A 13638-nucleotide genomic window follows, 5' to 3' on the forward strand; every position below is an offset into this window, starting at 1 on the left:
CGCCGCGTTCCTGCTGCTCAACGGTTTTGTGGCGTTATTGCAGCGGCGCTTCAGGCGCCGCTTTTTTGCTGTGAAAGGTGCTGATAAATCGCCTCGCGGCGGCAGCCCAGCAGTTGCTTGACCATCCAGTGGTCCAGCCACGAAGCCAGTTGTTGCTGCTGCAGAGGCTGCTTGAGGCGTTGCTCGGCATTCTCCCGGGCCTTGTCCCACCAGACTTCACAGCAGGCGCGGTCGAACTCGTTGCTGTGCTGGTAGCAGCCATAGAGGATTTCGCGAATGAACTGGCGCTGCTGCAGCGGCACACTCAGGGTCATGCTGCGGTAGAACAGGCGCTGCCAGCGCGGCGGGCGCGGCAGGCGGGTGGTCACACGGCGGGTGTCGTCGAGGGCCTCTGCGGTGAGCGGCGCGTCGCTGTGCTTGCGCAACCAGGCGCGGATCTTGGCGCGGAACAGCTGCTTGCGGCTCCAGTAATGGTGAATCAGGTCGGTGCACTCGGCCACTTCCATCTTCCGGTAAGCCGCCACGCCCAGGCAGAATTCTTCCAGGGTGTAGGCGCCACGGGCCAGGGGATAAAACTCATCCATCAGGGCAATGGAGCGATCCAGCAGTTCGCGGTCTTCGTGCATCAGGCCGATCACGCCTGAGTTGAGCAACGGCATCTCGTCATCGGCCAGGCCGCGTTCGGCGAGGATATGGGCCAGTGACTTATGCAGCTCAGAACCGGCATAGGCGCCATAACGCTGGTTGAATGCATTGCACAACACCGTGCCGGGCTTGACCCGCTCGAACAGCTTGAGCGGCGAGCAATGGAAAAAGGTGTCGGTGTCGATCAGCAGGGCCTGTTGCGACTCTTCAAGAACGGCGCGCAGGGCGACGTGCTTGGTGCGGAAATGATAGCCATGGGGTTGGCTCCAGGCCTTGCGTGTCGCCTCATCCAACGGGCGCACATGTACCGGCAGCAAGCGATAAGGCTCGGGATTGTCGCTGAATACCTGGATATCCAGAGCCTGATCAGGTGTATCGCGCAGGCAGGCCAGAGCACTGGCGATGCTGAACACGGCTTCCTGATGGTATGTCTCGGCACCGAAGACCAGATATATCAGCTGCGGGCGAGGTTGGATCTTATTGGGTGGAGTCAACTGCTTAGTCCGTTATCCAAGGCGTGGCGGCCCTGTACTTGCGCCAGGGCCACCGAATAAACATGACCTGAATGTGCCAGACCTTCTGCAACAAATAAATCAGTGTTTAGCGCGGCAGTTGCAGATTGTTCCAGATCGTCAGGCTAGGTTCAGCCTGATTCAGCGTGTAGAAGTGCAGGCCAGGGGCTCCGCCTTGCAACAGTTGCTCACACATTTGTGTGATCACTTGTTCACCGAAAGCCTGAATGCTCTTCACATCATCACCGTAGGACTCCAGCTGTTTGCGGATCCAGCGAGGGATTTCCGCGCCACAGGCATCGGAGAACCGGGCCAGCTTGCTGTAGTTGGTGATCGGCATGATGCCCGGCACGATCGGCACTTCAACGCCCATTTTCCGCACACGCTCGACGAAGTAGAAGTAGCTGTCGGCGTTGAAGAAGTACTGGGTGATCGCGCTGTCGGCACCGGCCTTGGCCTTGCGCACGAAATTAGCGATATCGTCTTCGAAATTACGAGCCTGTGGGTGCATCTCCGGATAAGCAGCCACTTCGATATGGAAGTGATCGCCGCTTTCTTCGCGGATGAACGACACCAGGTCACTGGCATAGCGCAGTTCGCCACCGCTCATGCCCATGCCCGAAGGCAGGTCACCGCGCAGGGCGACGATGCGTTTGATGCCTGCATCCTTGTATTGCTTGAGCAGGCCACGCAGATCGGCCTTGCTGTCGCCAACGCAGGACAAATGCGGGGCGGAGGGAATGCTGACTTCTTTTTCCAGCTGCAGCACGGTGTTGATCGTGCGATCGCGAGTGGAACCACCGGCGCCATAGGTGCAGGAGAAGAAATCGGGTTTCAGGCTGGCCAGCTGACGAGCGACGGTCAGCAGTTTTTCATGGCCGGCATCGGTCTTCGTCGGGAAGAACTCGAAGCTGTAGCGACGGTCTTGGGACATGATGAAATCCTTGGAAGCGCAAGCGACTGACACCAATTCCTTGTGGGAGCGGATTTATCCGCGAATGCGATATTACATCCGACAGTTTTGTGCCGGTTGTACCAAAGCTTTCGCGAATAAATTCGCTCCCACAGGAGCGGCGTCAAACCATCAGTAGCGGTATGCGTGCGGCTTGAACGGACCTTCGACGGTCACGCCGATGTAGTCGGCCTGGGTCTTGGTCAGTTTGGTCACTACGCCGCCGAAGCCGCGAACCATTTCCAGGGCCACTTCTTCGTCGAGCTTCTTCGGCAGCACTTCAACGGTCAGGCGCTCGGCTTGTTGAGCCGGTGCCAGGTCGGCGTACTTCTGGCCGAACAGGAAGATCTGGGCCAGAACCTGGTTGGCGAACGAGCCGTCCATGATGCGGCTTGGGTGGCCGGTAGCGTTACCCAGGTTCACCAGACGGCCTTCGGCCAGCAGGATGAGGTAGTCATCGTTGTGCGGATCGAAAGTGCCAGCACCGGTACGGTGGATCTTGTGGACCTGTGGCTTCACTTCTTCCCATGCCCAGTTCTTGCGCATGAAAGCTGTGTCGATTTCGTTGTCGAAGTGACCGATGTTGCAGACCACAGCGCGCTTTTTTAGGGCCTTGAGCATGTTCGCGTCGCAGACGTTAACGTTGCCGGTGGTGGTCACGATCAGGTCGATCTTGCCCAGCAGAGCCTTGTCGATGCTGCCTTCGGTGCCGTCGTTTTCACCGTTGATGAACGGCGAAACCAGTTCGAAACCGTCCATGCAGGCTTGCATGGCGCAGATCGGGTCGACTTCGGTGACCTTGACGATCATACCTTCCTGACGCAGGGACTGGGCCGAGCCTTTGCCCACGTCACCGTAGCCGATGACCAGCGCTTGCTTGCCGGACAACAGGTGGTCGGTGCCGCGCTTGATCGCGTCGTTCAGGCTGTGACGGCAGCCGTACTTGTTGTCGTTCTTGCTCTTGGTGACCGAGTCGTTGACGTTGATCGCAGGGATCTTCAGCTCGCCCTTGGCCAGCATGTCCAGCAGGCGGTGTACGCCAGTGGTGGTCTCTTCGGTCACGCCGTGGATCTTGGCCAGCATCTGCGGGTATTTCTTGTGGATGATCTCGGTCAGGTCGCCGCCGTCGTCGAGGATCATGTTGGCGTCCCATGGCTGGCCATCCTTGAGGATGGTCTGCTCGATGCACCACTCGTACTCTTCTTCGGTCTCGCCTTTCCAGGCGAACACGGCGATACCGGCGGCAGCGATAGCGGCAGCGGCCTGGTCCTGAGTGGAGAAGATGTTGCACGACGACCAGCGAACTTCGGCACCCAGAGCAACCAGGGTTTCGATCAGTACGGCAGTCTGGATGGTCATGTGGATGCAGCCGAGGATCTTCGCGCCCTTGAGCGGTTGCTCGCCGGCATATTTACGGCGCAGACCCATCAGGGCAGGCATTTCGGATTCGGCGATGATGGTTTCGCGACGACCCCAGGCAGCCAGGGAGATGTCGGCGACTTTAAAGTCAGTGAAACCGGCGGGCGTGTTTACAGCGCTCATAAAGAGACTCCATTCGTAGTGTGCGAATGGGCGCCGTTGTGCGTTTAAGGCTCGAACAGGCGACCTGGAAGATCGGCTCGAACAACGCCCCATCCGAGCCTGACAGGTGAAAACCTGCTGCAGCGCCCCTCGGACAGGTGGCGGGAAAACGGTATCAAGGAACGATGACCGTTTTTTGAAGCGGTGGCGATTATAGCTTTCTTTGAGCCGCAAGTGGCAAGCTGTAAGCGGCAAGCGGTCTGCTTTTAACTTGCAGCTTGTAGCTTGAGGCTCGAAGCTAAACCCCATTCCAAACGCCTCGGAGGCAACATGAATTTCCATACCCGCAAATGGGTCAAGCCCGAAGACCTCAACCCCAACGGCACCCTGTTCGGGGGCAGTCTGTTGCGCTGGATCGATGAGGAGGCGGCGATCTACGCCATCGTGCAATTGGGCAATCAGCGCGTGGTGACCAAGTACATCTCGGAGATCAACTTTGTCAGCGCCTCGCGCCAGGGCGACATCATTGAGCTGGGCATTACCGCCACCGAGTTCGGCCGCACATCGATCACCCTGAGCTGCCACGTGCGCAACAAGATCACGCGCAAGAGCATCCTTACCATCGACAAGCTGGTGTTCGTCAACCTGGGTGAAGACGGCACGCCTGCACCCCATGGCCGGACCGAGATTCGTTACATCAAGGATCAGTTCGAACCTGGATAATCGACAGTAGCAGCGCGATGCAGCGCCATTGCGTCGCATCGCTGCCAGTTGCCGGGCTCTTTCAGGGTTGAGCGGTGGCTTGCATGAACTCGCCAAGCTCGCGGGCATAGAAACGGGCAAACCCGGTTGTGCTGTGTCCGCGGGTCTCGCTGCTGGCAGGAATCAGCACCAGACGAGCATTTTTCAACTGCGCCAAGGCCGACTGCATTGTCCCGGTTTCGGGCGGATTTCGCTCGTCGTCTGCGCTATTGATCGCCAGTAGCGGTGCCTTGATGGCTGACAGTTGCTGCGACGGGTCGTAGTCTGCCGAAGATTGCCACTGATAGATAAAGTCGTTGGCATCGCCCGGCAGAGGCGCCGCCAGACGCTCATCGACCAGTTTGTCCGCCTGCGCTCGTGTCGGTGCCAATGTCTGATAGGCAAGGGTGCCGCCACTGGTGGCCAGGCCGAACATGACATTGGCTGTGCGCAATGATGGAGGCGGGCTGGTGTAGTTGCCGTCTTTCCACGCTGGGTCCTGCTTGATGGATTCGACCAGCATGCGCCGCATCATCCAGTTTCGCGAGGACATGGGCGTTGGCTGAGAAGCCATCGGCACGAGGCCGTCCATCATATCCGGCCAGCGCTCTCCCCATATCCAGGTCTGCATCCCGCCCATGGAGTTGCCGATAACCAGGCGCAGGTGCTTGATTCTCAGCCCCTCGCTGATCAGGCGATGCTGGGCCTCGACCAGGTCCGTGTAGTTGTATTGCGGAAATTTGCTTCGCAAACCATCAGACGGCTTGCTCGATTTACCGACGCCAATCCCGTCCGGGGCAATGATGTAGTAACGGCTGGCATCCAGTGGTTGTCCGGGGCCAAACAGCTCACCCGCAAAGTCTTTGCCCAGCATGTCACTGGCCGGACGATTGGTGCCGTGCAGATAAAGGATTGCCGGGTTTTTCGGGTCGCCGACGGTGACGTAGCTCAAGCGCAGGTTGTCGAGCTTTTCACCGTTATGGAAGGTAAAGGACGGTGCGGTCCATTCACCCTCCGTTGCGGCCGGCAAACTTGCGGCGCTGACCGGAGCCAGGGCTGCCCCGGCCAGAAGGAGAACGCTGGCACACAAGCCGATTTTCAAATGGTGCATTTCTACTTCCTTTTTTATTGTTGTCAGGAGAAGAAACCGAAGGTCGTGCTTCAGGCTTGGCGCTTGCGCCAATCCCGCAACCACTGCAACCCTTCACTGGTATCGCCTTTAGGGCGGTATTCGCAGCCTATCCAGCCTTCATAACCCAGTTGATCGATCATTTCGAACAGGTATGGGTAATTCAGTTCGCCCAGGCTTGGCTCATGACGATCCGGTACCCCGGCGATCTGGATATGGCCGATCCCGGCGAAGTCCCGGCGCAGCTTCATGGTCACGTCGCCTTCGACGATCTGGCAGTGATAGAGGTCGAACTGCACCTTCAGATTGGCCGCGCCGACTTCCTTGCAGATGGCCTGGGCCTGATCCTGGCGGTTGAGGAAAAAGCCCGGGATATCGCGAGTATTGATCGGCTCGATCAGCACCGTAATGCCAGCTTTGGCTGCCTGTTCGGCGGCGTAGGTGAGGTTTTCCAGGTAGATGGCGTGATGGCGCTCGCGCAGGTCCTCGCTTGGCAGCAGCCCTGCCATGACGTGAATCCGATCGTTGCCCAGCACGGCGGCGTATTCGAGTGCCTGCCCGATACCTTCGCGGAACTCGCTCTCGCGGCCCGGCAGTGATGCTGTGCCGCGTTCACCCGTGGCCCAGGCTCCGGGCGGTGCGTTGAACAGCGCCTGGACCAGACCGTTGTCGTCCAGGCGTTGCTTGAGTTGCGCGATGCTGAAGTCATAGGGGAACAGAAACTCGACCGCCTCGAAACCATCGGCAGCGGCCGCGTCAAAGCGCGCGAGGAAGTCGTGTTGCGGGTAGAGCATGCTCAGGTTGGCAGCGAAGCGAGGCATGTGAACTCCAGTCTTTCAGGTCAGACGAATGGCCAAAGCAGCAGGGTAGTCAAAAAGCCCAGCGTGCCCAATACCGTTACCAGTACGGTCCAGGTGCGCAGGCCATCACCGACGTTGAGGCCAGCCAGCTTGGTGAACATCCAGTAGCCGGCATCGTTGATATGCGACATCGCCAGACCGCCACCGCCCATGGCCAGGCACAGCAGGGCCAGGTGGTTGGCGCTCAGGTTCAGGGTCGCGATCAGCGGGCTGAGGATACCGGCAGTGGTCACCAGGGCCACGGTGGTCGAACCCTGTACTGCGCGCAGCAGCAAGGTCAGCAGGAAACCCAGGGCCAGCACCGGCAGGCCGGTATTGCGCAAGGCTTCGGAGACTACGGCACCGATACCGGTATCGACCAGGACTTTACCGAACACGCCACCGGCACCGGCAATCAGGATCACCATGGCCACGCCCGGCAATGCCGAACCCACCACATCGGACACCTGGCTGCGGCTCCAGCCACGGCGCGAGCCCAGCAGCCAGGCGCACAGCAGGGTGTCGATCAACAGAGCTACCAGCGGTGCGCCGAGTACGGTGAGGATGCTGCGCAGGGTCGAATCGGCCGGCAGCATGGTGGTGGCCAAGGTGCCCAGCAGAATCAGGATGATCGGCAGCAGGATCAGGCCAATGATCATGCCGAAACCGGGCGCCGGAGCGGCTGGCAGGCGGGCAGCGAGGCTGCTGGCGCTCTCTTCCAGGCCCAGGGTCTTGGCGTGGGCGGCTTCGCTGGTCTTGGAGTAGTCGTCGTTGGCCCAGGTCACGAGGTCTTCGTTGGTGATATGCGGGCCATAGACTTCAGCGCGGATATCGTCGGTCATCGGGTAGACCTTGCGGGTCATGCGCCCGGCAATGAAATAGCCGATCAGGCACAGCACGCCGACAATCGGCAGACCGAACATCAGTACGCGGCCCAGGTCCGCACCCAATTGCGCGGCAGCAGCGACGGCACCCGGATGCGGCGGCAGAAAGGCATGCACCGACAGCAGTGCAGCACACATCGGCAGGGCGAATACCAGCAGCGGTTTGCGCGCGGCGCGGGCGACACCATAGGCCAGGGGCATGAGGATAATCACGCCGACTTCGAAGAACACCGGGATGCCGACCATGAAACCGGCCACGGTCAGGGCCAGTGGCGTGCGCTTGTTACCGAAGCGCTTGATCAGGGTCTTGGCCAGCGCCTCGGCGCCGCCGGACAGCTCAATGATGCGGCCGATCATGGCACCCAGGGCGATGATGATCGCGATATGGCCAAGCGTCTTGCCCATGCCGCCTTCGATGGTGGCAACCAGATCGCTGGGCTTAACCCCGGCAACCAGGGCGACGATGATGCTGACCAGCATCAGGGCCACGAACGGCTGGAATTTATACTTGAGGACCAGGAACAGCAGCAGGGCGATACCAGCACCGGCAACGCACATCAGCATTAATGGCGTCATGCCCGGTCACTCCCACGCAGGGTGGATAGGGCGGTGCGCGAATCGAACGTCAGGGTGGCGCGATACGTGTGAGTCATGCTCGAAGTTCCTGTTGTTATTGTTGTCCGGCGTTGCCGGGGTGTTGGCTTTTCTTATGCGAGTTCAGCGGTCGCTGATGGTGGGAGCGAATTCATTCGCGAAGAGGCCGGTACATCCCACGTATGTGTGTTGTCTGAAACACCGCATTCGCGAATGAATTCGCTCCCACAGACCGCATTTGAATTCAGATCTCTTGCTGCCTTTACCAACGCGCCCCAAAAACCCGGCGCAACTCTTCCAATGCCGCTTCTTCCAGCGGTGCAGGGCGCGGTTGGGTCATCAGCCACAGGCGGGCGGTCTCTTCCAGTTCTTCCAGGGCATAGCTGGCCTTGGAAACCGAGCTTTCCCAGATCACCGGGCCGAGGCGCTCAAGCATCACGCCACGCACGCTGTTGGCCAGTTGCGCGACACGTTCTGCGACCTTGTCGGAGCCGGGGCGCTCGTAGTTGATCAAGGGGATCGGACCAACCTTCATCACCTGGTACGGGGTCAGGGGCGGCAGAATGTTGTCCTGCTGCCAGACGCCCGCCAGGGTCAGTGCTACTAGATGCGTGGAGTGGGTATGCACCACGCCGCCGACAGCGGGATTGCGGTCGTAGACCTGGCGGTGCAGGGCCAGGGTCTTGGACGGCTTGTGCCCGGAGACCCATTCCCCGGCCAGATTGACCTTGGCGATGGTGGCCGGATCGAGGCGGCCGAGGCAGGCGTCGGTCGGGGTGATCAGCCAGCCATCGTCGAGGCGTGCGCTGATATTGCCCGCGCTGCCGACGGTGTAGCTGCGCTCATAGAGCTGGCGACCAACGTCACAGATTTCTTCGCGCAGGGCGCTTTCGTTGCTCATTGCACGTCCCCCGCCAGGTGGCGCAGGGCCTTGGCGAAGAAGTCGCGGCCACCGAAGTTGCCGGATTTCAGCGCCAGGGCCAGAGGCTGCTCGCCGCTGCTGAGCGTGGCTGGAACGCCAGGATCGATCTGCCCGCCGATCTGCAGCAACTGCACGCCCAGTGCCTGAACCACAGCGCCAGAGGTTTCCCCACCGGCAACGACAAACCGGCGAACACCGGCGTCGAACAACCCCTTGGCGATTTGCCCCAGCGCCTCTTCGACCATGGCACCGGCGCGCTCGACGCCCAGTTGTGCCTGCACGGCTTTGACTTCATCCGGGCTGCTGGTGGCGTAGATCAGTACGGTTGCTGCGCTGTCACGGGCAAAGGCCAAAGCCTGCTCGACTACCGGCTGACCGGCGGCCAAGGCCAGCGGGTCGATGCGCAGAGCTGGACGCCCGGCTTCCAGCCAGGCCGCGACCTGACCGTTGGTCGCCAACGAGGCGCTACCGGCCAACACCACTTCCTTGCCAGAGATGCTCTGCAGGCTGGCGGCATCTTCGCTATGGCGCAGCTTGCCAGCCTTGCGGAAATTCTCCGGCAGGCCCAGGGCCAGGCCCGAACCGCCGGTCAGCAACGGCAGGTCAGCGCAGGCGGCGCCCAGAACATAGAGGTCGGCATCCGACAGCGCATCGGCCACGGCCATGCCGATTCCGGCTGCGCGCAGTTCGGCGATCTTGTTGCGTACGCTTTCCACGCCCTTGGCCACGCTGTCGTAGCGCAGCAGGCCGACATTGAGGCGGGTCTGGGATTGCAGCACGCGGACCAGATTGGCATCGGTCATGGGTGTGAGCGGGTGATTCTGCATGCCGGATTCGTTGAGCAGTTGGTCCTGCACGAACAGATGGCCGCGGAAAATCGTCCGGCCGTTTTCCGGAAACGCCGGGCAGGCCAGGGTGAAATCACTGCCCAGGCTGGCGAGCAAGGCTTCGCTGACCTGGCCGATATTACCGGCGGCGGTGGAGTCGAAAGTCGAGCAGTACTTGAAGAAGATCTGCTCGCAGCCGCGCTCTCGCAACCACTGCAGAGCCGCCAGAGATTCGACGACAGCGTCTTCTACCGGCGTGGTGCGGGACTTGAGGGCGATGACGATGGCGTCGGCATCCAGGCCTTCAGCCATTCGCGCGCTGGGAATGCCGATGCTCTGAACGGTGCGCATGCCGCCGCGCACCAACATGTTGGCCAGGTCTGTGGCGCCGGTGAAATCATCGGCGATGCAGCCCAACAAGGGGCGTGGGGAGGAAAGACTCATGATGCGTTCCTCAGGCCAGGTCGGGTTTGGCGACTGGCAGCTCGATGCCAGGGAAAACCTTGATCACGGCAGAGTCGTCTTCACGGCCAAAACCGGCACTGGAAGCCTGCATGAACATCTGGTGGGCGGTGGCCGACAGCGGCAGCGGGAATTTGCTGGCGCGGGCCGTATCCAGCACCAGGCCCAGGTCCTTGACGAAAATATCCACAGCCGAAAGCGGTGTGTAGTCCGCTTTGAGGATGTGCGGCACACGGTTTTCGAACATCCATGAGTTACCGGCGCTGTTGGTGATCACTTCGTACAGGGCGTCGGCATCGACACCTTCACGCAGACCCAGGGCCATGGCTTCGGCGCTGGCAGCGATATGCACACCGGCCAGCAGCTGATTGATGATTTTGACTTTCGAGCCCAGACCATGGACGTCGCCCAGGCGATAGACTTTGCCCGCCATGCCGCTCAGCACCGCGTCGGCCTTGGCGTAGGCATCGGCCGGGCCGCTGGTCATCATGGTCATTTGGCCAGCAGCAGCCTTGGCGGCGCCGCCGGAGATCGGCGCGTCGAGGTACAGCAGGTTTTGCTCGGCCAGGCGCTGGCCCAGTTCGATGGCGAAGGTTGGTGCGACGGTGGCGCAACCGATGACCAGGCTGCCGGGACGCAATGCAGCAACGGCCCCGTTCTCACCGAACAACACGGTTTCAGTCTGCTCGGCATTGACCACGACCGTGATGATCACATCGCAGGCTTGGGCCATGGCCGCCGGGGTTGCGCAGGCGACACCGCCTTCGCTGGCGAACTGCTCGGTAACAGCGGCACGCACGTCACAGGCATGCACCTTGAAGCCGCTACGCAGCAACGAACGGGCAATTCCCAAGCCCATGGCGCCCAGGCCGATAACACCAACGTTCTGGTTATTCATGCGTGCAACCCTCGGATGTCTGCCGATGCCCGTTCAGCTGGCATGCGGTCGATATTGTTAGAAACTGTGAAATAGATAGTGAATCAATGAGCAAATAATGTGAAGTATTTTTATCGTTCACATAGATTCACATTGGCGGGCGTCACGATGCGGCCACGCTTGTCGGAGCGGATCGTTTGAGCAGCATGAGGATTCTTGTAGGGGGCCAGCGAGTCGGATCCCGGCAAACAACGCAAAATCCGGTGAAAGACCGAAGTCCTGTGGGAGCGAATTCATTCGCGAAGGCGGCATTCCATGTGCTGAATATCTATCGGATGTGTCGGCCTCTTCGCGAATGAATTCGCTCCCACCAGATTTACTCCCGCCCTCTGCCAAGAGTTTGCTGCGCGATAGTGAGGTGTCAAAGACGGGGTCGGATCTTCCTGCGGGACCAAGCAAGTCTGGAGAACGGATTTTGTCGGCGTCTACGCCAACAACAACTCTACCCGCTGCTTGCGAATCCCGTCCGCCGCCGCCTGGGCCAGGTCGGCGTCGCTGATGATGGTGTCGAACTGTTCCAGCCCGGTGACCTTGTACATGCCGAAGGTGCCGTATTTCGAGCTGGTCGCGACCAGTACGGTCTGCGAGGCGGCCTGCATGGCAGCCTGTTTGACCTCGACCTTGAGGGCCGATGGCGTGGTCGTGCCGCGTTGCAAGTCCCAGGAGCTGGTGGACATGAAAGCAATGTCGGTCGCCAGTTGGCGCAGGGTCGCTGCGGCCAGGCCGCCGACGCAGGACATGTTCGGATGGTCGAGCAGGCCGCCGGTATGGATCACGTCGACATGGCTGGCCTCGGCCAGGGCGTTGACGATGCCGAAGTCGTTGGTAACCACGGTCATGCCCGACAGGGCGACGATGTGCGGGACGATTTCCAGGGTGCTGGTGCCCGCATCCAGGTAGACCGTCATGTCGTTATGCAGCAGACCGGCTGCCAGGCGGGCCATGCGCTGTTTTTGCGGCAGCTCGATGACCGCCTTGGACTGATGGCTCGGTTCGCTGTGGACCTGGCTGGCGATACGCACGCCGCCGGTCACTGAATAGGCGCGGCCTTCCTGTTCCAGCAGAGCGATATCGCGGCGGATGGTCATGTGTGAGCAGTCGAACATCTCCACCAACTGATGCACGCTGAGTACCTGATGCTTGCGTAGCTGGCGCAGCATCAGCTCCCGACGCTGATCGGGGATCATCGGTGCACCGCCAATGACGGCGATCTCCTCTTCGCTGGACATGCTTTCTCCTGTGGCCTGTGGGACCGGCTTGGCGGCCATGTTAGCCAATCACGCCTCAGGCGCCTACGGTCTGCGCATGTCGGCGTTGCAGGTAAATGTAGAACAGTGCTGTCAGCAAGGTCAGCATGGCCAGGGCGGCGCCGGTCCAGGGCAGTTCAGTCAGTTGCACGCCGCTGCCGACCACCAGGCCGCCGATCCAGGCGCCAGTGGCATTACCGAGGTTGAAGGCGCTCTGGTTCAGGGTCGAGCCCATGTTGGGCGCTTCGTGGGCCTGGTCGATGATCATCAGTTGCAGGATCGGGCACAGGGCGAAAGCCGTAACGCCCCAGACGAACAGGGTGATGGCCGCCGGGATCAGCGAACGACTGGTCTGACTGAACGCCGCGACGATCAGCACCGTGGCCAGGGCCATGCCGACCAGTGACGGCAGCAGGCGGCTGTCAGCCAGCTTGCCGCCGAGAATGCTGCCCACGGTCAGGCCGACGCCGAAGATCAGCAGCATGATGGTCACGCCATGGGGGCTGACGCCGGTGATGTCCTGCAGGATCGGCGCGATATAGGTGAACACACTGAACAGGCTGGCCGAGGCCATCACGCTCATGGCCATGGCCAGTAGCACATTGGTTTTGCCCAGCACGCGCAGCTCGGCGGCCAGGTTGGTTCTTTGCAAGGGGATTTCCTTGGGTAGCCAGGCCACCTGTGCGACTACGGCAATCAGGCCGATCACGGTCACCGCCCAGAAAGTCGAGCGCCAACCGGCGAACTGCCCCAATGCCGTGCCCAATGGCACACCGAGGACATTGGCCAGGGTCAGGCCGGTGAACATCAGGGCAATGGCCTGAGCGCGTTTGTTTGGCGCGACCAGCCCGGCGGCGACCACCGAGCCAATGCCGAAGAAGGCGCCATGGCAGAGTGCAGTAATCACCCGCGCGCTCATCAGTGCCGTGTAGTTCGGCGCCAGGGCACACAGCGCGTTACCCAGTACGAAGGTCAGGGTCATGCCCAGCAGCGTTGCCCGACGCGGCATGTTGGCGGTGGCGATGGCGAGGATCGGTGCACCGAACACCACGCCCAGGGCATAGCCAGTGATCAGCAGCCCGGCACTGGGAATGCTGACGTGCAGATCATTGGCGACATCAGGCAGCAGGCCCATGATGACGAATTCAGTGGTACCGATACCGAAAGCGGCAACGGCGAGTGCAAACAAGGCGAGTGGCATGGGTGAATCCCAGTCTTTATGTGAATTGACCGGATAGGGCACGTGCGCCTGTTCGAACGCAGCAGGGCATTCAAGACAGGCGATGGGATTATTGGTATTAGAAGTGCGCAGCCGGGTGCGGCGATAACGTGCTCAAGTATGATGGACGAGTTGAAATATCGCGAATTAAAAAAGCCTCGCAAGCACGGCGGTTCGTCGCAAGAACCTTTTGCCAGCCTGCGGTTC

Annotated in this window: 12 protein-coding genes and 1 riboswitch; of the genes, 1 reads left to right on the forward strand and 11 read right to left on the reverse strand. The window is 60.8% G+C overall.

What is annotated here, in order from left to right; translation table 11 throughout:
* Positions 1 to 50 precede the first annotated feature (50 nt).
* From M2401_RS08735 to ahcY, 3 genes are all read right to left on the reverse strand, one after another.
* Positions 51 to 1139 (reverse strand): hypothetical protein, encoded by a 1089-nt coding sequence (locus tag M2401_RS08735; protein WP_259101576.1) that lies wholly within the window; start codon positions 1137 to 1139, stop codon positions 51 to 53.
* A gap of 106 nt (positions 1140 to 1245) precedes the next feature.
* On the reverse strand, positions 1246 to 2091 hold the full coding sequence (gene metF / locus M2401_RS08740; RefSeq protein WP_259101579.1) for a methylenetetrahydrofolate reductase [NAD(P)H]: 846 nt from the start codon (positions 2089 to 2091) through the stop codon (positions 1246 to 1248).
* A gap of 150 nt (positions 2092 to 2241) precedes the next feature.
* A complete protein-coding gene (gene ahcY, locus M2401_RS08745) occupies positions 2242 to 3651 on the reverse strand; it encodes an adenosylhomocysteinase (protein ID WP_259101580.1) in 1410 nt (469 codons plus the stop codon).
* Positions 3652 to 3672: 21 nt separating this feature from the next.
* Positions 3673 to 3788, reverse strand: a riboswitch (S-adenosyl-L-homocysteine riboswitch).
* 172 nt (positions 3789 to 3960) lie between these two features.
* Between ahcY and M2401_RS08750 the strand changes: the two genes are divergently transcribed.
* Positions 3961 to 4353 carry a hotdog domain-containing protein gene (locus tag M2401_RS08750; RefSeq protein WP_310504114.1) on the forward strand — a complete coding sequence of 131 codons (393 nt, stop codon included), beginning with the start codon at positions 3961 to 3963 and terminating at the stop codon, positions 4351 to 4353.
* 61 nt (positions 4354 to 4414) lie between these two features.
* On the opposite strand, the gene M2401_RS08755 is transcribed toward M2401_RS08750, so the two are convergent.
* The 8 genes from M2401_RS08755 to M2401_RS08790 all read right to left on the reverse strand — a co-directional run bounded on the left by M2401_RS08755 (position 4415) and on the right by M2401_RS08790 (position 13413).
* Complete coding sequence (locus M2401_RS08755; RefSeq protein WP_259101582.1) at positions 4415 to 5482, reverse strand: alpha/beta fold hydrolase; 1068 nt, start codon at positions 5480 to 5482, stop codon at positions 4415 to 4417.
* Positions 5483 to 5532: 50 nt separating this feature from the next.
* The gene (gene otnI / locus M2401_RS08760; protein ID WP_259101585.1) at positions 5533 to 6321 is read right to left on the reverse strand and encodes a 2-oxo-tetronate isomerase; all 789 of its coding nucleotides are present in this window, start codon (positions 6319 to 6321) and stop codon (positions 5533 to 5535) included.
* 20 nt (positions 6322 to 6341) lie between these two features.
* Complete coding sequence (locus M2401_RS08765; protein WP_259101587.1) at positions 6342 to 7799, reverse strand: SLC13 family permease; 1458 nt, start codon at positions 7797 to 7799, stop codon at positions 6342 to 6344.
* Between the two features lie 280 nt (positions 7800 to 8079).
* The gene (locus M2401_RS08770; protein ID WP_259101590.1) at positions 8080 to 8718 is read right to left on the reverse strand and encodes an aldolase; all 639 of its coding nucleotides are present in this window, start codon (positions 8716 to 8718) and stop codon (positions 8080 to 8082) included.
* Positions 8715 to 10010 (reverse strand): 3-oxo-tetronate kinase, encoded by a 1296-nt coding sequence (otnK, locus tag M2401_RS08775; protein WP_259101592.1) that lies wholly within the window; start codon positions 10008 to 10010, stop codon positions 8715 to 8717. Before otnK ends, M2401_RS08770 begins: the two co-directional genes overlap by 4 nt.
* A gap of 10 nt (positions 10011 to 10020) precedes the next feature.
* Entirely contained in the window at positions 10021 to 10926 is a 906-nt protein-coding gene (gene ltnD, locus M2401_RS08780) for an L-threonate dehydrogenase (RefSeq protein ID WP_259101595.1), read from the reverse strand.
* A gap of 464 nt (positions 10927 to 11390) precedes the next feature.
* A complete protein-coding gene (locus tag M2401_RS08785) occupies positions 11391 to 12194 on the reverse strand; it encodes a DeoR/GlpR family DNA-binding transcription regulator (RefSeq protein WP_259101597.1) in 804 nt (267 codons plus the stop codon).
* 55 nt (positions 12195 to 12249) lie between these two features.
* On the reverse strand, positions 12250 to 13413 hold the full coding sequence (locus M2401_RS08790) for an MFS transporter (RefSeq protein WP_259101600.1): 1164 nt from the start codon (positions 13411 to 13413) through the stop codon (positions 12250 to 12252).
* Positions 13414 to 13638: the final 225 nt, after the last annotated feature.

It is taken from the genome of Pseudomonas sp. JUb42 (assembly GCF_024807945.1).
Taxonomy (GTDB): domain Bacteria; phylum Pseudomonadota; class Gammaproteobacteria; order Pseudomonadales; family Pseudomonadaceae; genus Aquipseudomonas.